Genomic DNA, 22,924 nt, shown 5'->3' on the forward strand with positions numbered 1-22,924 from the left:
AAATGAGGCAGTATCTCTCTATGAACATACCTTATGGTTGTTGGGGTGACCATCTGCTCTCATCCCTTTTCACTTTATTTGATTGCTAATTTATCAATTGACAACAAACATAGGAGGGGTGACGAGCGCAGCGATGTCGGGGTGAGTAGTCTCTGCTAATGACCCACAACCACATCCCCGCTCGCTTCAACCTTATGCTTTATAAACCGCTTACCAATAAATACGATCAACAGGGCTATCACCGATGATGAGATCATCACCACCGACATAGGCAACGAGCTATGAATTTTAATAGCCGAGATCCCGATAGAAGCTCCTGCACCTACAGCCATTTGTGCGGCACCCATTAGTGCCGAAGCCGCCCCGGCGTTTTGCGTAAACGGAGCCAACGATAGTGCCGAAGTATTAGGCGCGCAAATGCCCACACAACATAGCACCCCAAATATCAAAGCGATGGTAGCGGCCATGCCAAACCAATGGTTAATGGAACCGATGAAAAACACGGTTGATATGATCACCATACAAACAACCGAAACATTAATCATCTTTTCACTTTTATATTTTTTGATCAATAAACTATTCAACTGGCTCGAACCGATAAAGCCAACTGATAACCCTGCAAACAGCCATCCAAACTCATTTTTTGTAAGATGAAAGCCATCAATAAAAACAATAGGCGATGCTGATACATAGGCAAATAAACCTGCAAAGGCGAAGGCCCCGCCAAAGGCGTAAGTTACAAATTGCGCGTCTTTCAATACTGTTAAAAAGTTGCCAATGATAGGGCCGGGTTTTAACGAATATGTGGGATCGGGTTGATAACTTTCGGGCAGGAGGAATATCACCGCTAATAGTATCAATACGGCGATTATAGTCAGTATTAGGAAGATGATTTGCCATTCGAAATGAGTACTGATATAACTGCCGATGGTAGGGGCCAGCATAGGGGATGCCCCAAGCACCAGGATCAACATCGAAAAAACTTTGGCTATGTCTTCAACCGGGAACAGGTCGCGTACCATGGTCATGGCGGCAACGCTGGCTGCGCAACTGCCCACGGCCTGGAAAAAACGTAGTACAATTAATGTTTCGAGCGAGGTGGCAAAGAAGCATCCCATTGATGCTACGATGTAAAGCCCAAGTCCCCAGTAAAGCGGTGGTTTACGGCCAAACCTATCCAACAGCGGGCCGTAAAGTAACTGCCCTGCACCAATACCAATAAAATAGCTGGATAGGGATAGCGTTACCTCATCGGTAGAAACATGCAGGTATTTACCGATGGCCTCGAAAGCAGGCAGGTACATATCGATAGAAAAAGGCCCAAGTGCGGTAAGTGATCCTAATATCAGGATCAGGACGAAATATTTTTGTTTGGTCATGTTTTGTTTTGAATCTATGGCCATAGTTGATGGTCCACGGTGGTATTGTTGCTGGATAGTGGTATTTAGGATCTGTTGATCATCTCCAACAGACTAACCCTAAAAAGCCTCGCCTAAATTAAGACTAATTGACGAGAAGTTGCGGCTTACTCCGTAATCGAGACTGATATTGGTTCCCGATTTTTTGTTGAACTTAAACCTTAACCCGGTACCACCAGCTGGGTGCCAGTACATAAAGCTATGATCCTGAGGTTCGGTTACGGCATTAACGTTGGCAAATAATACAAAACCTAATAAACCATTACGGGTAATATCCCGTCGATATTCAGTTTCGAAATAAACCAGCCTGTCGCCGCGATAACGGCTTTGCGGAAAGCCCCTGCCCGAGCGTTGGTAAGGCTCCCAACCTAAACTTGGCAGGTTGAGGTAGGGGGTACGTGGGCCGAGGGTTGTCCAGTAAAACGCCCATAAGGCCAGCACATTTTTCTGTCCACCGTGGCTTAGCTGTATGTATTTGCGGGTATCGATATAAAGGGACTGCCAGTTGGTATGGCTGCCGAATACTTTGCTGTTTACCCGGTAAACAACGTTGGCATAAGCACCCGGCAAGGGATTAATGGAGTTTTTACGCGAATCGTAAAGCAGGTTAAAGGTAACGCCCGACGAAAAAGCATCCTGATCAGCAGCGGTACCATACTGATAGCCCGTAAACTTGCGGAGGTTTTGATCGCCGTTACTCTCTATGTCCATATAATAATCCAGGTTGTAGCCCAAACCGACGTAGAAGTAGGGTTTTACCTGCTTCAAAAAGCTTTGGTAAAAACGTAGGTAATTGTAGTTTACCAGGAACCTATCCATCGGGCCTTGATTACCGCCAAGCCCCCAGGTGTATTGCGGGTAAACCATCAGGCGGGTATCGCCCTGGATATTCCATTCGTTATTGGCCAGCCAGATGTTTGAGCGGATGGGCAAACCATATCTTCCCCTAAAATTGAAATAAGGAGTAAAAACTAAACTGGAGATATTAGTTGTTTCCTGGTCGCCGAGGTAAAAGCCAGCGGTGGTTGAAGTGAAGAGCGCTTTACCGCCGCTACGCCCATCGCTTGATGTAGTGGGGAAGAAGGAAAAATAGACTGTCTTTTTTTGCGCAGGTGTTTGCCGGGGCTTGATATTAAAAAGTGAGCGAAAAATATCGATCACATCTCTTTGCGGCACGGTATCTTTTTTAAAGCCCGCGGTAGTATCGGCAATGCTTTGAGCCTGCATCGCTATCGGTATAAAACATAAAAGAAAAACCGATAGAGCTTTAACCATTGTTTATTAAACGGGAAATATTAGCTGCCTGTTTTACACGTTAACTATTTTTAACAATTACGCTTAAAATAGTGAAAACGCTTCAATTGGGCGGTTTTTATAACCTGTTTTTTACAATGGGCGCAATAAAAAGCCTGCAAACGTAAGGCTTGCAGGCTTTTAAATTTTTGCAATCAACCTATTTAATGATAGGTGGTTGTTTTGGTTACAGTAGTTTTAGTAGTGGTGTAATGATGGTGAGGATGTGCCCTACGCCAGGCTATACGTGCCGCACGTTTTCTTTTCTCTTCACGGCGACGGGCTTCATTACCTATAATGTAACCACCACCTGCACCAAGCGCGCCGCCAATTAGCGCACCGCCTGCGCTATGTGTGGCCAAGCCACCTATAACCGCGCCACCGGCACCACCTATAATGGCGCCTTTGCCTTGCTTACTAATTCCTTTTTTAGTTTGAGCGCTTGCATTGGTATTGATCGAGATCATCAAACCCATCATCAGGCTCATATATATCATTAACTTTTTCATAACGGTATGTGTTTAATAAGTGTTAACTGAAAACACCTATACAAATAGCAGGCCGTTTTTAATTAATGAAACGTCATTTTAAAAAATCCATTACCTCTTTGGCAAATTCGGGCGTGCGGCTGGCCGCGTTATGATCGCCTGGAACATGGGCCAGTTTGGAGTTGGGAATCATCTTGTTTAAAGATACTTCATCTCCTCCGTCATGGTCTTCGGTGCCGTTAATGATCAACACGGGTATCTTTACCTTAGCTAATTCTTTTGCACTGGTTGATGGTTGCCATTTTTGCTGATAAGCCAAAGCCAGCTCATCAAAAGGGTTGCTGCGGATGTATTTAACCATGCCATCAACATCATGAAAGCTGGTATCGCCCATTAATGCTTTATATGCATGAATACGGCGCGGCCATTCGGGATTGGTGTAAGCGTCAGCCATGCCGCCCATTACCGCTTTTTGTACACGCTTGTCCAACACAAAAACCCGCGAGGTAATTATGGATCCGCGCGAGTAGCCAACAACGTCATACTTTTTAAGGCCAAGTGTTGTGGCCAGGCCCATAATATCTTTTGCTTCGGCATCGTTGGCGTAACCGGCATCGGTATGTGGTTTGTCCGATCGGCCATTGCCGCGCTGATCCAATATCACCACTTTGTATCCTGCGCTGAGCAGATCATTGTAAAGCTGTCCTTTTTTCCAGCCTTCGCCCGTGCCCGAAAAGCCGTGTACAAGGATAACCGGGAAGCCCTCGCCTTTAACCTCATAATAAATTTTAACACTATCCGGGGCTGTATAAAAATTACCCGGCGATGGTGCCTGCTGGGCAAAGGCCCTACCGCCTGTTATCAGCATAAAAAACAATAAAACTACGCCAGCCAATATTTTTTTCATGTTTTGGATGATTTACTATTTAACAAACAAATTCAATATGGTTACCCCGATAAGCCCGATAACTGAGACAAGTGTTTCCATCATCGACCATGATTTGATGGTATCTTTTATACTCAAGTTAAAATACTCTTTATACAACCAAAAGCCCGAATCATTAACGTGTGAAAACGCGAGGCTGCCAGCACCTATCGATAGCACCATCAGGTTCGGGTTAACATGGTTTTGAATAACCAGGGGGGCTACAATACCTGCAGCCGTTAACCCCGCAACCGTTGCGGAACCAAGGCTGATACGGATGATGGCGGCAATAACCCAACCCAGTAACAGAGGCGGTAAATTAAGGGCCTGTAACTGATCTGCAATTTGGGTGCTTACGCCGCTGGCGGTCAGCACTTCTTTAAACGCACCTGAGCCGGCTATAATAAGCAGGATAAGGGCAACATCTTTAACCGCTTCGGTAAAATTACCGGCAAGCTGGCCCATGGTTTTACCTTGTTTAATACCTAAGGTATAAGTGGCTACCATTAAAGCTATTAACATTACTATTGATGGATCGCCAAGAAAGGTAATGATCTTTGCGGCATTAGGATCTGTAACGTGAAGGAAAGGGAAGGCTGCGGTAAGCATTAGCAGAATAACCGGCAACAAAGCGGTTAAAAAGCTGTTGGCCGCGCCGGGCAGTTTATCTTCGGGCAGCTCTTCGGCACGGAAGGTTGCCAGCGGTTCGGATGGGATTTTTTTAAGAAAGTGTGCGAAAACCGGCCCCGCCAGAATAACTGCAGGTATCGCAATCATCAATCCGTAAATAAATGTGGTTGCCATATTGCCATGAAATAAAGCCACTAAGGCAGATGGCGATGGGTGAGGGGGCAAAAAACCATGCGTAACCGATAAGGAAGCCAACATAGGTAAACCGATATAAACCGCGGGCAATTTGTACTTATAAACTACCGAAAATATAAGCGGCACCATCAATACAAAGCCGATGCCGTAAAACAAGGGAATGCCTATTATAAAACCGGCTGCAACCAATGCCAGTTGGATGCGCTGTTCACCAGCAGTTTCTCCTGGTTTTTCAGCCGTATTGATCTGTTTTTTGCTCACCGCATTAACCAGTACTTCCGCAATTTTTTGGGCGGCACCGCTGGTGGCTACCAGTTTGCCTAACATAGCCCCAAGGCAAATAATAATGAGCAGCTGGCCTAAAATATCGCCCATGCCTTTTTGAACGGAGGCGGTTACTTTATTAACCGGGATACCTAACAATAAACCAGCCACAATGGATACCAGCAAGAAAGCTATAAATGGGTTAACTTTTAACCAGCTAACCAATAAAACGAGCAGAACGATACAAAAAAAGATAGTTAATAATGCCATCAGGTTACAGTTATAGGTAAGGCCTTGTGCCTGTTTCAGTTCCGCCTAATGTAATAACAAAAATTGAGTTTAAGATGTGGCTTGCTCAATGCTTTAAAAAATCAGGATTTTGTTTTAGTACGATTGTTTTATTAACTATTGGTTATTTATCGCTAATCGAATATCTTATTAAGGTAATTATTTCTTGATGGATTAATTATATTAGTTACGTGGTTACTGATATTGAAAAAAATGTTATTTTTGCGTACACTTATATCCGAGGAATATTTAAGCCCTAACACTTTTATTACAGTTTACTGTTTTAAGCAAGCGCAATACTTTTATACCTTTTCGGCCTTTTTAAAGAAGCATTTATGTTAAAGCGTGTTTTAGTATTGGATGACAACCAGGATATACTGGATATTGTACATGAAACGCTCACTTACGAGCAATTTGAGGTTAAAAGCACTTCAATCAGCGCAGAAGTCTTGCCCCTGATAGAAAGCTTTGAGCCGCACCTTGTGATTCTCGATTATCGCGTAGCTGGAACCAACGGCGGCGAAATTTGCAAGTCAATTAAAGTTCACCCTAAATTTAATAACACGCCGGTCATCATCTTTTCGGCCTATGTAAGTAATGATAGCGAATTGATAAGCTATGGTTGCGACGCTATTATTAATAAGCCGTTTGATCTGTCCGAACTGGTTGATAAAGTGAATAATCTTCTTTAGTCTTCCGTCACCTTTCTCTTCATTTATTTGTTTCTTATTATCTACGTTGATAAGCCGGTTTAAGCTTTATTTTACCATGGCTTGAGCTGCCGATTGCAAAAAAAATAAAAAACGCGTCTAAAAACCGTTTAACTTATAAATAAGCTGGAAAATAAGGCCTTAAATAGCATTGTTATCAATAATTAAGCTGTATGGTTAAAATATTCCTAAATGTTTTAACTTTGTGTTATTAGTTGAGCAATAATAAGTTAAATACAATAACCCCTGGTTGTATTATGGTACTGTTGATAAACGAAAATCCTAAAACTGAACAAAGGCAACTCCCGGTATGCCCCAAATGTAAATCCGAACTTGACAATCGGGTTCCAAGATCTTTTTTTGTAAAAAATCTCCTCTTTTTCCTGCCGCTAAAACGTTACATGTGTTACAAGTGCCAACGTAAAAGGTATATATTACGTTAAATTAAAAAATTTTCTTAATAATATAATATCGCGTACTTATACGCACTTTTATTTTTTTTCTTCTTTTCTAATGGTATAGATATTGTACTTTGGCTTTCCATTTGTAATAAAATCCTGTGATAGAAAACGAAGTAAAGCCAAGAAAGGTATATTATTGTCCGAAGTGTGGAAGCCCTTATCATTTCCAGATGAAAAGAAACTGGTTTGTAAAAAACATCTTGTTTTTTTTACCAGTTAGAAAATATTTTTGCGCTAAATGTAAAAAATCTGCTCACGTATTTATAAATAAAGATTAACCACTCTGTAATCTTTGCCTGGTATGATAATTAGCATAGCGTTGCTTTTGCCGGTTATTATTCTGATATTTTGGAATCCCCGACCTTATTTCCATACAATGTAGTAAACAGGTGGCGTTGAGCGCTCCTTTGTTACACCCAAATCAGGGCGTTTTCAATATAATTACCCTCGTGTTATTTAAGGCGTTTAACCTTGGTATAATTGGTATGAAAATTGTGTAAAACTAATAGTTGTTATTGGAAAATCATTATCCTATTTATAACCAAACCTGTTTTGCAGATACTTTAATTTTATACATATGAGACGGATATTAGCGGTGGATGATGACAAGGATATTTTAGATATCATACGATATATTTTGGAGGAGTCGGGTTACGAAGTAGATGTATTGGCAGATGGTGCCAAACTCTTTGACCACGTTAAAAATTATACCCCAGATTTAATTTTATTGGATATTATGTTGGGTAATCTGGATGGGCGTGAGCTTTGCCGCAAACTGAAGGAAGGAAACGACACTAAAGCTATACCTGTTATTTTAGTTTCGGCCAGTCATAATCCCGGCAAACTTGGCCAGGAGGGTGCTCCTAACGATTTTATAGCCAAGCCTTTTGATATTGATGATTTGCTGGGCAGCATAAGCAGGCAACTGAACAACGCCGCCTGATCATAAAAAAACAAGGCAGGATACTCGCTACCCCGCCTTGTCAAATCAAAACAAAAAAATCAAAAACTAAACATTTATATTAAATGCGCGGTCTCTTTTAGCGCGGTTACGCAGCTTAAAGAATATGATAAGGTTTAGGAAATGCATACCGCCTAATATTAAAATTATCCACCCCACTTTATAGCTCAATACCTCAACTACAGTTTGCATATTGGCTATATTTCCGTACTCTTTTAAGGCCAGGCTCATGTAGCCTATATTTACCAGGTAAAAGCCTACTACCAGTAGCTTATTTACAGAATCGGCCAGTTCCTGGTTGCCGTGAAAAATATCTACCAAAAATATCCTCCCGTTTTTAAACAGCACTTTGGCAACCCAAACGGTTAAGGCTATACTTGCCAGCAGGTAAACAACATAGGTTAAAATAAAGTAATTAATGATGTTGAGGTTTTATTTATTATTAACTATTTAGAATTTTCAGTAAAAAATGAAATTTTAAATCAAAAAAATTATTTGAACACTTTTAATATCGAACCAAAAAACCAGTTCTCTTCTGCCTTAAGCATCATATCTAAAGTTTTATTTACGTTGCCGGCAAGTTTGTTAATATCTGTTACCGATGTTTTAAATGTTTTGAAAGCCGGATCCTTTTCATCGCCTTTTACCTCACTTAACTGATCAAGTATTTTAATGATAGGGGTAAGCTCGCGCTTTTTGCGTTCTTCGGCAACGCGGCGGGCTATGATCCATACATCTTTTTCGGCGTAAAAATATTCTTTACGTTCGCCGGTTTTGTGTTGCTTTTCAACCAGGCCCCAGTCAATCAGATCGCGCAGGGTCATATTGGCGTTACCGCGCGAAATGCTGAGTTCGTTCATTACCTCTTCGGTGGTCAGGGCTTCGGGCGAGATCATGAGCAAGGCATGTACCTGGGCCATGGTGCGGTTAATGCCCCATTCAGATCCCAGCTTGCCCCATGCTTCAATAAACTTTAACCTTGCCTCTGCCAATTCCATGCACAAATATAGTTATGTTTTTAAACTTTCAAAAAAAAATGAAAATAAAATAATTCCTGACTGATTAAGCCTTCGTTGCAAAATGTTACTGCGCTCTTAAAGCCGTTACCCGTGCGCCATCAGGCCCGGTGCTTTCAAAAACAATTTTGCTTTCGGTGAGCTCAGAAACTGTAAACACAAAATTGCGTGTTTTATCATCAGGCAGCTTTTCGGTAACATTGAGATTGGCATGGTTTAAAGTGAATGAACCGTGCGATAAAAATTTACCTCCCCATACAATAACATATTTCATTTCGGGGGTAAACTGTATATAAGGTACGTTGGCATCCAGTTCTGCCTGTTTCATAGTATCTGGTGGGGTGGCATGCGGATGTTCCAGCTTCACATATTTCCATTTACCGGTTAATGTGGTAACCGAAACTGTTGGTCCGCAAGATGTAAGGAACAATGCTACAGCGGCAAGCAATAGAAAACCTTGTTTTATCATAGTAAGGATAATTGATGCCTAAAGCTATATAATTACCCCCGGAAATAAAAAAAATTAATAGACGAATGACTTGGGGAGGTAGAGATAAATCTAAGCGAATTACATAAATCTTGTTGTAGAGCTTGGGTTGGCATCTTCTTTAAATAACGAACTAATTATAGCGTCAAAAATTCGTGTAATTCGATTAAATTTAGACAGCCAGAAAAGCATTCGTGTCTATTTATTTTTTAGGCATCTTATTCGTCCTTTCCTCTGCCTTTTTCACTTCATCCTTTTCGCTCAACGGGCCTTCGGTTTTAAGCTCTTTAGCTTTCGGGCCAGATGGATGGTTAATTCCCTGTCCCTCTTTCGGAGTGTTTTTCGCGATACTCATAACGGTAATGTTAAGTGGGCATTAAACAATGTACTATCTATCTAACTTCTACGTCAATTAAAATGTTTTCTATAAAAGTTACTTAAAATTTACTTTCTGTGTATCAATTAATTACATGGATTTGACCTTCCGTTTAAAATATTTTTAACTTTTTTAGTAACAAAGCAATAGCGCAAGTGTCTTAATGACACTATATAGCCAAGGTACTCTTCCAGGTAAGCTATAAGTATTGTGAGGGCCCGCACCTTAAGGGTTCCGTTAATAAAAAAATCAAAAACAATCTTTAAAAAAAATGGACAATCTAATTGTTAGTCTGTGGTGGGTTATACCCGTCATAGTGTTAGTGCTGATGTACAAATTTGTTTTGCGCGTGTTTTGCGGTATGGTGATCGTGCCTGATAACCGTATCGGTTTGGTGATCAAAAAATTCACCCTATCGGGCAACACCCGGCTACCCGATGGCAGGATCATTGCCACCAATGGCGAGGCCGGTATGCAGGCCAAAGCACTTGCCCCGGGCCTGTACTGGCGCATGTGGCCATGGCAGTTTACCATTAATATGGAGCCTTTTACCATTATTGAACAAGGTAAGCTTGGGCTGATCAAGGCTAAAGATGGGGCATCGTTTGATACCGGCCGTGTACTGGGTAAACCGGTTGAGTGCGATAAGTTTCAGGATGCTATAGCGTTTTTGGATAATAAAGGTCAAAAAGGCCCGCAGGCAGCGTTTTTAACGCCGGGTAGTTATCGTATCAATACTTTTTTGTTCGAGATAGAGATGGTGCCTATTACCCAGATCCATGAAAATAAGGTGGGTATTGTTACCACGCTGGATGGTGAGCCGCTTGAAAAAGGTGAGATAGCCGGCGAATCTGTAGCCGGGCATAAAAACTACCAGGATCCTATCGCGTTCATTAACGCCGGCGGCCGCAAGGGTTTGCAGGAGGATGTAATACTGGCCGGTACTTATTACTTAAACCCATGGTTTGTAATTGTTGAGCAGGTTGATATGACTTACATCCCTATTGGTTATGTAGGTGTGGTTAACTCCTTTGTTGGCCCCGAAGGTTTGGATACCAGCGGCGATAACTTTAAACACGGTAATATAGTTAAGCGGAACCAAAAAGGTGTTTGGGAAGAACCGTTAGACCCTGGTAAGCACCCGGTTAACATATACACCCATGCGGTTGAAATTGTGCCAACAACCAATATCGTACTGAACTGGGCCGATAGCCGTACCGAAGCGCACGAACTGGATAAAAACCTGTGTACAATTACAGTGAGATCAAGCGATGGTTTTACATTCAATTTGGATGTATCGCAGATCATTCACGTGCCACGTAACGAAGCGCCAAAGGTAATTGCCCGTTTTGGTAAAATGAAAAACCTGGTATCGCAAGTGTTGGAGCCTACTATTGCCAACTATTTCCGTAACTCGGCTCAAAAAAGTGATGTGATCGGCTTTTTAGCCAATCGTATCCAAAGGCAAACAGATGCCCGTGAGCACATTGGTGCGGTGTTAACCACCTATAACGTAATTGGCGTGGATACCCTGATAGGCGACATTGTGCCACCAGCCGCATTGATGAAAACCTTAACCGACCGTAAGCTGGCCGAAGAAGAAAAGGTTACTTACGAAATTCAGCGCCATGCACAGGTTGAACGTAAGGAATTTGAAAGTGCCCGTGCCGGTGCCGATATGCAGCCTGAGGTAGTAAAATCAACCCGCCAGGTTGAGATCAATACCCAGATGGCTGCCTCAAGGGTTGCTGCATCAAAAGGTGAGGCCGAAGCTAAAACCATCAACGCCAAAGCCGATGCCGAGGTAAGGATCACGATAGCTAAAGCAGATGCCGAAGCCAAAACAGTGAACGCCAAAGCCGATGCCAACGCTACCGAGGTGAATGGTATTGCCGAAGGTGCTAAGATCAAAGCGATAGGTTTATCAGAAGCTGAGGTTACCAAACAAAAAACCGAAGCCATGGGTACCGAGCAATACGCCATAGTACGTGTGGCCGAAGCTTTAGCTGCCGCCGGTATCAGGTTAGTGCCTGAAATATTGGTGAGCGGTAAAGATGGCGGAAGCGGTGGCATGATCGACGCATTGATAGGTACCGAAATGCTCAAAAAACTTCAGATAGAAAATGAAGGCAAAAGCAAATCAGCCCCCAAAGGCGAATAATTGAAAAATAGTGATGCATAAAAATTTGCAGGCAGGTTATGAAATCCCTGCAAATTATGCATCATGGTAAAGGTTTGTGATAAGAGATTTTTGAAGGAAGAGTACATGAAATTTCAAAATCCTAAACCTTTTGTGAGAGAGATTAGAGGTTGGTTGACCAGAGATTAGTCTGGAATAGCCGATCAACGATAATACGTTCTTTATGCCTAAACCTTATCTAAGTGATAAGAGGCCGGAGAGCAGTTCTATCTCCGGCCTAAAGAAAATGAGTTCTTTATACCTAAACCTTATTTTCTACTATCAGAGGTTGGTTTTCCAACTACACTGAAATAATTGACGAGGCTTTTAACCTAAACCGATCAATGACAAAGGCACCCGCGAGGGTGCCTTTGGTGTTTATAAGCTTATGCGGAAGTCATTCGAAATAAAAAAGGCATCCCAAAAGATGCCCTGATAAATATCTAAAAGAGACATAACTTCTAATCTCTATCTCCGCAATTCCTTCACCTCAGTCTTCAATTCTTTAAGCTGTTCCTGTGCCTGGCGGTTTTCTAAATAAAAATATATCGCGAAGCCTAAAAATATCTTGCCTAATACAAATATGGCAGCAAATACATAACGCCATGCTTTGTGCAGGCGCATGTGGCTTGATGCTCCTTCAACTTCAATGTATTGATCGGCGGCCGGCGCTTTTGGCTGTCCGTTGTAGCCATTATCTGAAGTGCGAAACTGTACCGGTTTGTTTTGTCGTTCTTCACGCAAAATGAGGTCGTTGATCTCATCTTCAATTTTGTTCCAGGTTCCAGGCGGAGGCATGATGGCCGCGTTTTGCGCCATTTTTTCCATGTCTATCTCCAGTTGTTTTAGCGCTTCGTTTACTTCGGGGTACTTGGCTTTCATGTACATGAGTTCCTGCACCTCTTCGTCAGTAGCGCAGCCCATCACAAACACCTCCAGTGCGCCACTATCTATGTAATCTTTCATTGTCCCTCCCGTTGCGGATAATGGTAAAACATTCTTTTAATATCCTTCTGATCTCCTCGTTACTCCTGCTCAGTTCGGTAGCTACTTGTACCGTAGTTTTACATTGATAATGGACAGCGTAAAATACCTGGCGTTGCAAAGGATCCATCATGGCAACATATTTATTGTTTACCGATGGTTGAATGTTTTGCCAGGCTTGCCTGTCGGTTTCATTATCTAATGTTTCAAAAAACTGCGATAGCTTTTTGCGGGCCATCATTTGCAGGCGACATAAGGCATTAACGCCGGTTTTCAAAAAATCATCTATCTCGTTGGGCACATCATTAAAAACAGCTACGAGATACTGTTCTGCAACAGACTGATTTTTTACCACTTCGAAAATATAGCCAAAAAGCTTAGCCGCATAGTTGTTGTACAACGTGCTGACAGCTAATAACTTGCTTTGGCTCATTGAGTCCGAAGTTTGCCACTGCGTATTCAAATTGGGGGTCAATTAATTAGTGTAAAGTAAACAATCTATCAAAGATATTAAATATACAACTTTTGCAAAAAGAATTTGTACTCTGTTTGGTTGTATGTTGTTTTTGTAATTAGTTAAAATACAGTGTTGTACGTAACCTGAATTATTTAGATACATGTTTTATAAAATAGCTGTAACAAGGCAATAATAACCGTGTCATATAGGTGTATTTAAGTGTAAAATGTGTATGCAAACATCGGCTACTTCTGCTACTTCTGCTTTTTCTACTATTATAACTAATGCCCCATCTCCGGCAAAACTGTTTTATATTGATAATTTAAAAGTAGCGCTTACTGTGCTGGTGATATTGCACCATACATTTATTACCTATGGCGCGCCGGGTGGCTGGTATTTTACCGATAAAACCACACATACGGCAGCACTTATCCCCATGACCATATTTGTTGCCACCAACCAGTCGTTTTTTATGGGCTTATTCTTTTTTATTTCAGCCTATTTTACAGCTTCGTCTCTGCAGAAAAAGGGTGCGGTACGTTTTACTGCCGATAGGTTAAAGCGGCTTGGTATCCCGCTGATATTTTATTCGTTCGTTTTGTCGCCGGTATTGAGTTACATTGTTTATCGCTTTACGGATAAGCACAATATTACCTACTTACAATACCTAAGCGGTTTTGATGGATGGATCGATTTTGGGGTGCTGTGGTTTGTGGCTGCTTTGTTGCTGTTTAGTTTGATTTTTGTGTTGATTAACTTATCTGGCCCAAAAGAAACTGTTCCTCTTCAAAAATCACCAACAGCATTAAAGATCATTTTATTTGCAGCCGGTTTATCAGCAGTAACCTATTTGGTAAGAATTGTTTTTCCGATAGGATGGGTGCTAAAGCCAGTCGGTTTTCAATTAGGCCATTTTCCGCAATACATAGCTATGTTTTGGATAGGTATTGCAACATCCCGCAACAACTGGCTTAATGACTTTGAATATAAAACCGGTAAGCTTTTTGCATGGCTTTCTGTAATAATGGTAGTGGTGATATTCCCGGTATTATTTGTTGTGAAAGAGGTTACGCATAGCCAGGTTGAGACTTTTAACGGCCAGGGCCATTGGCAATCATTAATGTATGCCTGTTGGGAGCAGTTTACCGGCATTTTTATTATGGTAGCATTAATAATTATCGCCAAGCATAAGTGGGCACGCCAGTCGACATTGATGAAAGCGGGTTCGAGGGCGGCTTTTGCGGTGTATATTTTCCATCCATTGCTGGTGATCTCGTTATCGGTTCTGGCTATCGGCTGGCCTATGGACCCTGCTTATAAATTATTGATAGTAGCGCCGCTGGCTGTAGCATTTAGTTTTCTGCTTGCGTATTTACTTACCAAAGTGCCGGGAGTAAATAAAATCATCTGAACAGATAAATTAACGCCGTTTAAGATGGTTGTGAGGATATTTAAAATAAAGGGTTGAGATTGAACCCGATTTAGTTGATCGATAGCTTTAAGATGTTATCGTGACCGCGTTCCGGAGTTGAGATACGGAACGCGTTTTTTGTTTAGCATGCCGTAGAATTTACTCACCCCGACTGCGCTTCGCTGGTCGACCCTCTCTCTGGCTACGCCGCAAAGAGGGTAAGAAAAAATATAAAAAAATCCCCTCTTTGCGCAGCAGAGAGGGGTGACAAGCGAAGCGAAGTCGGGGTGAGTCAACTCGTCGCTTTGAAAATATTGTTACTGTTTAGCCTTCAAACTATCTGCCTTAGCTTTATCCCTTTTCTTAAAAAATCCGCGCAGCAAAAAGTTATGTTGTGCAGCTTCCAGATCGTCGTTTAGTTTGATTGATGCTGCTTGTAAGTTATTAATGGCCGATTGGGTTTGTACCGCGGCTTTTTGATCGTTCAATAACACGCCTAAAGCATTATCGGTAGTATTGAGCTTATTGCTGGCCTTGGTAAGGTTTGCAGTAAGCGTTGCCGCGTTGGTAGCAGTTTGCTGTAATTGTGCAGCCGCTTGCTTGATCTGGCCGAAGGTTGCGGTATCAGTAAGCATTTTATCGGCAAGGCCGCCCTTAGTGTTCATTTTACGGCTAAACTGATCCAATTGTACCGCCATTAACGAGGCGCTTTGGGTTGTAGCTTGCAGGTTGCGCATAGCTGCACGCAGCTGTATAGCCATTGTGCTATCAGCTAACAAAGCACCTACGGTACCTTTGCCTTGCAGTATGTTATGGCTTAGCGCTTTAAAATCGGTGGTGATGGCAAGCAGGTTCTGGTTATTGTCCTGCAGAGTTTTCAGCATATCATCGGTAGAAAGCATTTTTTCTGATTTTAAGGTAGCGCCGTCTTCAATTACCGGGGCCTGCGGACTGCCGCCTTCTATCACAATGATCTTGTTGCCGATCAATCCGTCCGAGCCAATTTTTACCATGGCATTGCTGCGGATGTATTGCTGGGTAGCTTCATCAACATTTAAAAATACCTGTACTTCTGATGGGCCGATGAATTTGATATTGCTGATGGTACCCACTTTTACGCCCGAAAACCAAACGGCGTTACCTTTTTTCAAGCCGGCAACATCGGTAAATATCGCACTCAGTTTTATGTTTTTAACAAAGGCTTTTTGCTGGCCGCCAAGGGTGAATATGCCTAATATGAACAATACGAGGCCCAGTGCCAGGAATATGCCTACTATGATCGATTTTCTGTTATCTGCCTTATCCATGTGAATGATGGTGATATCGTGTTAACTATTGTTATTTAATAAAGTTGTAATCGTAAAAAGGTTTCACCCGCTCGTCGTCCGTAGCGAAAACTTCGTCGAATGTGCCGGTGCGTTGAAACTGTCCGTCAAGCAGCATGGCTATCCTATCGCCGGTTTGTTTGGCGCAGGTAAGATCATGCGTAATAATGATAGATGATGTATTATAGCGTTGCTGAACTTCGTTTATGAGGTCATTGATCTCGATACAGGTTATTGGATCCAGGCCCGCTGTTGGCTCATCATACAGCATAATTTCGGGATTGAGGATCAGTGTACGGGCAATACCGATACGCTTACGCTGCCCGCCCGAAAGCTCGGATGGCATCTGGTTAATGGTTTGCGAAAGACCGACAGCGTCGAGCACTGTTTCAACATTGGTATCGATCTCGCCGCGGGTAAGGTTACGGCGGTTACGCACCAGTGGAAACTCAAGGTTTTTTCGCACCGTCATACTATCATATAAAGCACTGTTCTGAAACGAAAATCCTATCCTGATGCGGAGAGCCTGTAATTCATCTTCGGTAATGGTAGCTATATTTTTTCCTAAAACTTCTACCTGGCCTTCATCTGGTTTCAAAAGGCCCGATACGATTTTGATGAGTACCGATTTACCTGTGCCCGAGCGACCAAGAACAACAAGGTTTTCGCCCTGGTAAAGGTCAAGGTCGATACCGCGAAGCACAGAATAATCCTGGAACGCTTTTTTCAGTCCCCTTATGCTGATAACCGGGTTGGTATGATCTACTTGTACTGCTGCCTTTTTCATAATTAAAATATTAGCGGAACCAGCCGGTTATCTGTACAATAATTACCTCTTCAATAAACACTAAAAACATAGCGGTAATAACCGCGCCGTTAGCTGCTTTACCTACGCCTTCGGTACCCTTGCTCGAGTTATAGCCCTGGTAGCAACCTACAATACCAATGGTAAACCCAAATACGATTGATTTGATGAGCGATGCCACAAAATCGGTAAAGGTTAATGGCTCAAATACCTCTTGTATAAAAGTTGTCCAGGTGGTGCCTTCGTTTTGGGTTACGTTTAAGTAGCCGCCAAACAAAGCCACAAAGCCTGTGTAAGTTGACAGGATTGGGATGGTAAGTGTGGTAGCCAATACGCGGGTACAAACCAAAAATTTAAAAGGTTTGGTGCCCGATACCTCCATGGCATCAATCTGCTCGGTTACGCGCATGGAGCCTAATTCGGCACCGATGCTCGATCCTACTTTACCTGATGCGATCAGCGCGGTAACCAAAGGTGCCAACGCGCGCATAATAGCGATGGATACCAGTGATGGTAGCCATGATTCGGCGCCAAATTGCGATAACGATGGCCTGGATTGCTTGGTGAATATCACACCTACTATAAAACCGGTTACCGATATGAGTGTAAATGAGCGTACGCCTACTTCGTAGCACTGGCGTATAACTTCTTTCAGTTCAAACGGTGGTACAAAAGCCTCCCTGAAAAAGCGAAGTATGAACTTGTTGATATTGTAAAGGGATAAAAAAAAGTCCATAAAGCTTTGTTTAAGCTTTGATATGCTTTTTGGTGTTCCCTTGGTTATGCTTTGCGTGTTGTCCATTAAAAAATGTACTGCTGTTTTGCGTTTATGGTTAATCTACAAAAAATAGCTAAGCTTTGTTTGCCTACCCCTTTATTTGGTTGTAGGTATAGCTGTGTGCGACTTTTTAAAGCTATTTAATAACACTCGACTTAATTATAAAATTGAAAGAAAAGTATCATTGGTGATTGCCGTATTTTGTTGATTTTGTGTGCGTTTTGCCGATGTTTTGGTTAATTTAAAATCAAATAATGTAAAAAAAGTATTATATCTTACCTGTGTATTAATTTACATTTGATATTAAGCCAATTATAAACCATTGCTACTAATTAAAGCCTGCAAAAGGCTTGAATAACAAGCGGGCAAATTATCAAATACAGTATTACCGGCAGGTTAAATTACAGCTAAATAAACTTTGACCGTTTGGGTTAAAAGTTAAAACTCAATTTGCCTGCAAACCTAAAAGTTTAAAATTTTAATAGCGTAGCATCGCTCTAAAATTATAGTTAATGAAGTGTAAAATTTTGATTGCTTACCTTGTAATGCTGCTTTGCCCGGCGTTATTGATGGCGCAATCAAACGCTTTCAGGTTTTCGCGGCTGGATATTACTAATGGCTTATCTCATAACCAGGTGAATTGTATCTATAAAGATAACAAGGGTTTTATGTGGTTTGGCACCCTCTCTGGGCTTAATAAATACGACGGCTATACTTTTAAAACCTATAAACACGCTGTTAACGATACCACAACTCTGGATGATGATTATGTAGTAAGCATAACTCCCGGCCCGGAAAATAAACTATGGATAGAAACACGCACAGGTTTTAATATTTATGATCCCACCACTGAAAAGTTTAGCCGGAACACCAAAGATTTCCTGTACAAAATAAAACTTTACGACCCCTACATCGCCGCCATAAAGCATGATAGGTTTGATAAATTCTGGTTTTTGCACCGTAACAAGGGGCGGGGGATTTTTAAATATGATCCGGTTTCCACTAAACTCATAAACCTAACCCATAAAGATAACAACGATAGTTCGATCTCGTCGGATATGGTTACCGATCTCTCTGTCGATTCGAGGGGGAATATCTGGGTGATATCCAATAGCGGTGTGCTGGAACGACTTGATCCGCGTACTTATAAAGTAAATTACCGAAGAGACTTGGGTAAGCTGCCACAGGGCTTAAGTTCATCGTACAAAATTTATATCGATAAGCAGGATGATATCTGGGCTTTTGTGCCGAGTTATTCATCGGGGGTGTTTTACCTCGATATGCAGAAAGGCGTATTTAAGCATTTGGGCAAGGGCGCGGCAGGTGTAGGTTTAAATACTGATGTGGTATCGGACGTGGTGCAGGATGATAACAACCGGATGTGGATCTCAACAGACCATGGCGGCATCAACCTGTTGAGCAAGAATGATTTCAGCATCACTTACCTGCTTAACCGCGAAGACGATAATAAAACCGTTGGCCAAAACAGCGTTACCTGTGTTTATAAAGATAACACAGGCATAGTTTGGTGCGGCACTTATAAACGTGGGGTGAGCTACTATCATCCAAACATTATAAAGTTTGCCACTTACACCCATCATTTAAGCGATCCGAACAGTCTGCCTTTTAGCGACGTAAATAATTTTGCCGAAGATAAACAGAGCAATATTTGGATAGGTACTAACGGTGGTGGCCTTATTTATTGGAACCGTAAAACAGGCAGTTTTAAGCAATATCTACATAATGCGGCGGATGATAATAGCCTCACCAATAACGTAATTGTAACCATGCTCCTTGACCAGGAAGGTAAGCTATGGATTGGTACTTACTATGGCGGGTTGGATTGTTACGATGGCAAAACCTTTAAACACTACCGCCACCAGGATGGCGTAGCTAATAGCATTTCAGAAAACCGGGTTTGCTCATTGATGGAAGATAGGACAGGCAACCTTTGGGTTGGTACGCTCTCGGCAGGTTTAAATAAACTGAACGCCCGGCGAGAGGTGGTGGTCAATTATAAGTTTGATGGCGATATTAATAAAAACAGCATTCACTCCAATTACATAAGCGCCCTGATGCAGGATAGGCGCAACAACATCTGGATAGTTACGGCCTATGGTGTTGATTTGCTGATGAACGGCACCAACCAATTTGTGCATCATCTGCAAAGTGATAAAGATGCCAATAGCCTGGTTAACAACAATACCAACAATATACTGGAGGATAGTAAGGGCTTAATCTGGATCAGTACCCGCGAGGGCCTCAACGTTTATGATCCCGATACAAAAAAGTTTATTTCGTTAACTAAACAAGATGGTTTGCCCGATAATACCACCATTGATTTGCGGGAAGATGAAAGCCATAACATTTGGGTGAGCACGCCTAACGGGTTATCCAACATTGTGGTAGATAGGAGCAGTCCCGCGCTTAAATTCCATTTCATAAATTATAATGAACTGGATGGCTTGCAAGGGCGTGAGTTTTCTGAAAACTCATCGGGCAAAACCCGTGAGGGTGAATTAATATTTGGTGGAGGTAATGGTTTTAATATTTTTAAACCATCAGCCCTAAAATTCGATAAAAGTCTTTCGAACTTGCTTTTTACCGATTTTCAGTTGTTTGATAAAAGCCTGGAGGTGGGGGAGAAGATAAACGGCCGGGTGATACTGCCGCAATCCATCTCTCAACTTAAGGAAATAACCCTTAATTACAACCAAAACGTATTTTCGATAGAGTTTGCCGCGCTTACTTATTTCAACCCCGATAAGGTAAAGCTGCAATACGCCATGGATGGTTTTTATGATGGCTGGATCACCGTTGATAATAAACTGCGCAAGGCCACCTATAACCTCGAACCCGGCGATTATACTTTTAAAGTGCGGGCAGCGGGTAACGAATTTTGGAAAGGCGGCCAAATAGCGCTTCATATCCGGGTGTTGCCGCCGTTTTGGAAAACTGGTTGGGCTTATGCTGTCTATGGACTGATCTTTATTGGTGTATTGTTTTACTTCCGCCAGCGTGGCATCCGGAAAATAAGGGAGCAATTCTCGATAGAAAAAGAACGTGAAGAAGCCCAGCGCATGCACGAACTTGATTTAATGAAGATCAAATTCTTCACCAACGTTAGCCACGAGTTTCGTACGCCGCTGGCCCTGATCATGGCCCCTGTTGACAAAATTTTGAAACAGATAAGCGATACGGATACCCGTCGCCAACTGGTAATGATCACCCGCAATGCCAAGCGCCTGCTAAACCTGGTTAACCAGCTGATGGATTTCAGGAAAATGGAATACCAGGAGCTGAAGCTTTATACGCGGAGCGGCGATATTATTAGCTTTATTAAAGATCTCTCATGGTCGTTTACTGATATCGCGGAGCAAAAGCATATTAAGTTTGTATTTGACACCGATACGGATAGTTTTATAACCAGTTTTGATCATGATAAAATAGAGCGGATACTGTTTAACCTGCTATCCAACGCCTATAAGTTTACACACGAGGGCGGGCAGGTAAGTGTATTGCTAAGTCTTCGAGACGGTGAAGAAAAAGTTGAGCACCAATTAGAGATCAGGGTGATAGATACAGGCATCGGAATCCCGGCAGATAAGCAAAGCAGAATCTTCGATCCCTTTTTTCAGCACGATATCCCTGGCTCTATGTTAAATCAGGGTAGCGGAATAGGTCTATCTATCACCAAAGAGTTTGTAAGGCTGCACAACGGTGAAATTTCTGTAGAAAGCGAAAACGGGCAGGGAAGCTGCTTTACTGTGTTACTACCACTACAGCAGCTTGATGAAAAGTTGTTTACCGATACCGGCAACCTGCTGCACCATCAAATTGAGTTTTTGGTTGAACCGGAGAGTCCTAAAGCCAGTCAGCCTAAAGAAAATCGCGATAGCAAAAAGCCGACGGTCTTATTGGTTGAAGACAATGAAGATTTCAGGTTTTACATAAAAGATAACCTTAAAGACGCCTTCAATATTATCGAAGCCGAGAACGGTAAAAAAGGCTGGCAAAAAGCCCTCGCCCAACACCCAAACTTGGTGGTAAGCGATATCAGCATGCCCGAAATGAACGGCATCGACCTGTGCCGCAAGATCAAGAGTGATGCCCGTACCTCGCACATCCCGGTTATATTGCTAACCGCCCAAACCGGCGAGGAACAGCAAATTAAAGGCCTTGAAACCGGTGCTACCGATTACATGACCAAGCCTTTTAACTTCGAGATCCTGCATTCCAAAATAAAGAACATTCTCAATCAGCAGGAAAAAATGCGCAAAACCTACCAAAAGCAGGTTGACGTAACACCAACCGAGCTACAGGTTGATTCGCCGGAGGAGGCTTTCATTAAAAAGGTTTTGCTGTTGATTGATGCCAATATCTCAAACCCCAACTTCTCGGTAGAGGAACTGAGCAGCGATATGTTTGTAAGCCGATATACCCTCTACAAAAAGATTCTGCAGATGACAGGTAAAACGCCTAATGAACTGGTGCGCTCTATGCGGCTTAAGCGGGCTGCGCAGCTGTTAGAAACCGGTCACCTTACCATTTCTCAAATTTGCCATAAGGTGGGTTTTAAAAGCCAAAAGTATTTTGTGCGGACTTTTAAGGCGGAGTTTAATAGTATTCCCTCTAAGTATGTGGCGGAATCTGAACCATGATTTTTTCTGGGATTACACCGATTGATTTTTTGATTACACCGATTTTTGACCGTTTTTTGATTTCGCTGATTTTTCTGAACCGGGATTTGGGCGGATTAAAGGATTAATAGGATTTGATTCCATTATTTGCAGTTGTTTTTCCTCCATCTGCCGCGGGTTTAGCGATAGCGTAACCCGTGGTGTACAATGGCTAAAGTTTTCAACTTTAGCCCCCATTCTCAAATATGCTTATCTCGCAGGTTTAAGCGTCCACGCTTGAACCATTTTAGAGGTAAGCGTCCACGCTTACCATACGGCATGAGCCGGGAGCGTGGACGCTCCTGCCTCGAATCATTCAAGCGAAGGACGCTTGAACGTGCGATGGGGGATTTATAAATCCTATTCTAAAACAACAATCTCTTAACCTCAATAAAACTTACCAGGTAATACTATTATCGCACCAAAACTCCTGAGCATCCTACCAAAACAGGTGCACATTTGTAACTATTTAATCCTTTTTACGGCAATTAATGTTATTAAGTATCTGATAATCAATATTTAAAATAAGGTTGACATTTGTGCCCCCATTTATCCACAACCGGGCTTTTCATTGCATATAATTTTACCATCGTTATAATAAATATTAACCACGTCCATATGCAAAAGCATTGGTTGATATAAGCCTAAAAAAATAACAAACCAATTAATCGTACAGGATAACCTTTAATACACGGCCTTAAATGGCGACGCTGCTTAGTGGCAATGTATTGATCTTTTTTACCGGTTTGCGCGCAAAACCGGCAAGGGTAGGTGGGGGAATATCCGGTCTGTAA

19 protein-coding genes are annotated in these 22,924 nt (G+C 42.2%); 5 read left to right on the forward strand and 14 right to left on the reverse strand.

The genetic code is table 11. The features are described 5' to 3' along the window. Positions 1–155: 155 nt before the first annotated feature. From AAFN85_RS21870 to AAFN85_RS21890, 5 genes are all read right to left on the reverse strand, one after another. Positions 156–1,403, reverse strand: coding sequence for a multidrug effflux MFS transporter (locus AAFN85_RS21870; RefSeq protein ID WP_347529785.1), 1,248 nt, complete (start codon positions 1,401–1,403; stop codon positions 156–158). Between the two features lie 75 nt (positions 1,404–1,478). After that, positions 1,479–2,693 (reverse strand): hypothetical protein, encoded by a 1,215-nt coding sequence (locus AAFN85_RS21875; RefSeq protein WP_347529786.1) that lies wholly within the window; start codon positions 2,691–2,693, stop codon positions 1,479–1,481. A gap of 182 nt (positions 2,694–2,875) precedes the next feature. Then, positions 2,876–3,220, reverse strand: coding sequence for a glycine zipper domain-containing protein (locus AAFN85_RS21880; RefSeq protein WP_347529787.1), 345 nt, complete (start codon positions 3,218–3,220; stop codon positions 2,876–2,878). Between the two features lie 73 nt (positions 3,221–3,293). Beyond that, positions 3,294–4,106 carry an alpha/beta hydrolase gene (locus AAFN85_RS21885; RefSeq protein ID WP_347529788.1) on the reverse strand — a complete coding sequence of 271 codons (813 nt, stop codon included), beginning with the start codon at positions 4,104–4,106 and terminating at the stop codon, positions 3,294–3,296. A 15-nt stretch (positions 4,107–4,121) separates the two neighbouring features. Further along, the gene (locus AAFN85_RS21890; protein WP_347529789.1) at positions 4,122–5,483 is read right to left on the reverse strand and encodes a gluconate:H+ symporter; all 1,362 of its coding nucleotides are present in this window, start codon (positions 5,481–5,483) and stop codon (positions 4,122–4,124) included. Positions 5,484–5,836: 353 nt separating this feature from the next. Between AAFN85_RS21890 and AAFN85_RS21895 the strand changes: the two genes are divergently transcribed. Next, positions 5,837–6,193 (forward strand): response regulator, encoded by a 357-nt coding sequence (locus AAFN85_RS21895; protein ID WP_347529790.1) that lies wholly within the window; start codon positions 5,837–5,839, stop codon positions 6,191–6,193. Between the two features lie 1,056 nt (positions 6,194–7,249). After that, positions 7,250–7,615, forward strand: coding sequence for a response regulator (locus AAFN85_RS21900; RefSeq protein WP_347529791.1), 366 nt, complete (start codon positions 7,250–7,252; stop codon positions 7,613–7,615). Positions 7,616–7,681: 66 nt separating this feature from the next. On the opposite strand, the gene AAFN85_RS21905 is transcribed toward AAFN85_RS21900, so the two are convergent. The 4 genes from AAFN85_RS21905 to AAFN85_RS21920 all read right to left on the reverse strand — a co-directional run bounded on the left by AAFN85_RS21905 (position 7,682) and on the right by AAFN85_RS21920 (position 9,491). Next, complete coding sequence (locus tag AAFN85_RS21905) at positions 7,682–7,954, reverse strand: hypothetical protein (protein WP_347529792.1); 273 nt, start codon at positions 7,952–7,954, stop codon at positions 7,682–7,684. A 170-nt stretch (positions 7,955–8,124) separates the two neighbouring features. After that, positions 8,125–8,631: a MarR family transcriptional regulator gene (locus AAFN85_RS21910; RefSeq protein WP_347529793.1), complete on the reverse strand. Its 507-nt coding sequence runs from the start codon at positions 8,629–8,631 to the stop codon at positions 8,125–8,127. Between the two features lie 85 nt (positions 8,632–8,716). Next, the gene (locus tag AAFN85_RS21915; RefSeq protein WP_347529794.1) at positions 8,717–9,118 is read right to left on the reverse strand and encodes a hypothetical protein; all 402 of its coding nucleotides are present in this window, start codon (positions 9,116–9,118) and stop codon (positions 8,717–8,719) included. A gap of 220 nt (positions 9,119–9,338) precedes the next feature. Beyond that, a complete protein-coding gene (locus AAFN85_RS21920; RefSeq protein ID WP_347529795.1) occupies positions 9,339–9,491 on the reverse strand; it encodes a hypothetical protein in 153 nt (50 codons plus the stop codon). Positions 9,492–9,783: 292 nt separating this feature from the next. On the opposite strand from AAFN85_RS21920, the gene AAFN85_RS21925 reads away from it, so the two are divergent. Further along, on the forward strand, positions 9,784–11,673 hold the full coding sequence (locus AAFN85_RS21925; protein ID WP_347529796.1) for an SPFH domain-containing protein: 1,890 nt from the start codon (positions 9,784–9,786) through the stop codon (positions 11,671–11,673). A 486-nt stretch (positions 11,674–12,159) separates the two neighbouring features. Here AAFN85_RS21925 and AAFN85_RS21930 read toward each other — a convergent pair whose 3' ends face one another. Further along, a complete protein-coding gene (locus AAFN85_RS21930; protein ID WP_347529797.1) occupies positions 12,160–12,657 on the reverse strand; it encodes a hypothetical protein in 498 nt (165 codons plus the stop codon). Further along, positions 12,638–13,108 (reverse strand): hypothetical protein, encoded by a 471-nt coding sequence (locus AAFN85_RS21935; RefSeq protein ID WP_347529798.1) that lies wholly within the window; start codon positions 13,106–13,108, stop codon positions 12,638–12,640. Before AAFN85_RS21935 ends, AAFN85_RS21930 begins: the two co-directional genes overlap by 20 nt. A 256-nt stretch (positions 13,109–13,364) precedes the next feature. On the opposite strand from AAFN85_RS21935, the gene AAFN85_RS21940 reads away from it, so the two are divergent. After that, positions 13,365–14,543, forward strand: coding sequence for an acyltransferase (locus AAFN85_RS21940; protein ID WP_347529799.1), 1,179 nt, complete (start codon positions 13,365–13,367; stop codon positions 14,541–14,543). Positions 14,544–14,860: 317 nt separating this feature from the next. Here AAFN85_RS21940 and AAFN85_RS21945 read toward each other — a convergent pair whose 3' ends face one another. Genes AAFN85_RS21945 through AAFN85_RS21955 form a run of 3 tightly spaced genes read right to left on the reverse strand, consistent with a single transcriptional unit; the run spans position 14,861 to position 17,409 of the window. Continuing rightward, positions 14,861–15,850, reverse strand: coding sequence for an MlaD family protein (locus tag AAFN85_RS21945; protein ID WP_347529800.1), 990 nt, complete (start codon positions 15,848–15,850; stop codon positions 14,861–14,863). A 31-nt stretch (positions 15,851–15,881) separates the two neighbouring features. After that, positions 15,882–16,655: an ATP-binding cassette domain-containing protein gene (locus tag AAFN85_RS21950; protein WP_347529801.1), complete on the reverse strand. Its 774-nt coding sequence runs from the start codon at positions 16,653–16,655 to the stop codon at positions 15,882–15,884. 10 nt (positions 16,656–16,665) lie between these two features. After that, positions 16,666–17,409 (reverse strand): ABC transporter permease, encoded by a 744-nt coding sequence (locus AAFN85_RS21955; protein ID WP_347530008.1) that lies wholly within the window; start codon positions 17,407–17,409, stop codon positions 16,666–16,668. 554 nt (positions 17,410–17,963) lie between these two features. Here AAFN85_RS21955 and AAFN85_RS21960 point away from each other — a divergent pair. Further along, entirely contained in the window at positions 17,964–22,112 is a 4,149-nt protein-coding gene (locus AAFN85_RS21960; RefSeq protein WP_347529802.1) for a two-component regulator propeller domain-containing protein, read from the forward strand. The last annotated feature ends 812 nt before the right edge of the window (positions 22,113–22,924 follow it).

The organism is Mucilaginibacter sp. CAU 1740 (assembly GCF_039839285.1).
Taxonomy (GTDB): domain Bacteria; phylum Bacteroidota; class Bacteroidia; order Sphingobacteriales; family Sphingobacteriaceae; genus Mucilaginibacter.

Coding starts and splice junctions, on each gene's coding strand:
- AAFN85_RS21885 (WP_347529788.1), bottom strand. CDS start 4,106: ATGAAAAAAATATTGGCTGGCGTAGTTTTATTGTTTTTTATGCTGATA.
- AAFN85_RS21915 (WP_347529794.1), bottom strand. CDS start 9,118: ATGATAAAACAAGGTTTTCTATTGCTTGCCGCTGTAGCATTGTTCCTT.
- AAFN85_RS21955 (WP_347530008.1), bottom strand. CDS start 17,409: ATGGACTTTTTTTTATCCCTTTACAATATCAACAAGTTCATACTTCGC.
- AAFN85_RS21900 (WP_347529791.1), top strand. CDS start 7,250: ATGAGACGGATATTAGCGGTGGATGATGACAAGGATATTTTAGATATC.
- AAFN85_RS21870 (WP_347529785.1), bottom strand. CDS start 1,403: ATGGCCATAGATTCAAAACAAAACATGACCAAACAAAAATATTTCGTC.
- AAFN85_RS21895 (WP_347529790.1), top strand. CDS start 5,837: ATGTTAAAGCGTGTTTTAGTATTGGATGACAACCAGGATATACTGGAT.
- AAFN85_RS21910 (WP_347529793.1), bottom strand. CDS start 8,631: ATGGAATTGGCAGAGGCAAGGTTAAAGTTTATTGAAGCATGGGGCAAG.
- AAFN85_RS21930 (WP_347529797.1), bottom strand. CDS start 12,657: ATGAAAGATTACATAGATAGTGGCGCACTGGAGGTGTTTGTGATGGGC.
- AAFN85_RS21935 (WP_347529798.1), bottom strand. CDS start 13,108: ATGAGCCAAAGCAAGTTATTAGCTGTCAGCACGTTGTACAACAACTAT.
- AAFN85_RS21880 (WP_347529787.1), bottom strand. CDS start 3,220: ATGAAAAAGTTAATGATATATATGAGCCTGATGATGGGTTTGATGATC.
- AAFN85_RS21890 (WP_347529789.1), bottom strand. CDS start 5,483: ATGGCATTATTAACTATCTTTTTTTGTATCGTTCTGCTCGTTTTATTG.
- AAFN85_RS21960 (WP_347529802.1), top strand. CDS start 17,964: ATGAAGTGTAAAATTTTGATTGCTTACCTTGTAATGCTGCTTTGCCCG.
- AAFN85_RS21940 (WP_347529799.1), top strand. CDS start 13,365: ATGCAAACATCGGCTACTTCTGCTACTTCTGCTTTTTCTACTATTATA.
- AAFN85_RS21875 (WP_347529786.1), bottom strand. CDS start 2,693: ATGGTTAAAGCTCTATCGGTTTTTCTTTTATGTTTTATACCGATAGCG.
- AAFN85_RS21925 (WP_347529796.1), top strand. CDS start 9,784: ATGGACAATCTAATTGTTAGTCTGTGGTGGGTTATACCCGTCATAGTG.
- AAFN85_RS21920 (WP_347529795.1), bottom strand. CDS start 9,491: ATGAGTATCGCGAAAAACACTCCGAAAGAGGGACAGGGAATTAACCAT.
- AAFN85_RS21945 (WP_347529800.1), bottom strand. CDS start 15,850: ATGGATAAGGCAGATAACAGAAAATCGATCATAGTAGGCATATTCCTG.
- AAFN85_RS21950 (WP_347529801.1), bottom strand. CDS start 16,655: ATGAAAAAGGCAGCAGTACAAGTAGATCATACCAACCCGGTTATCAGC.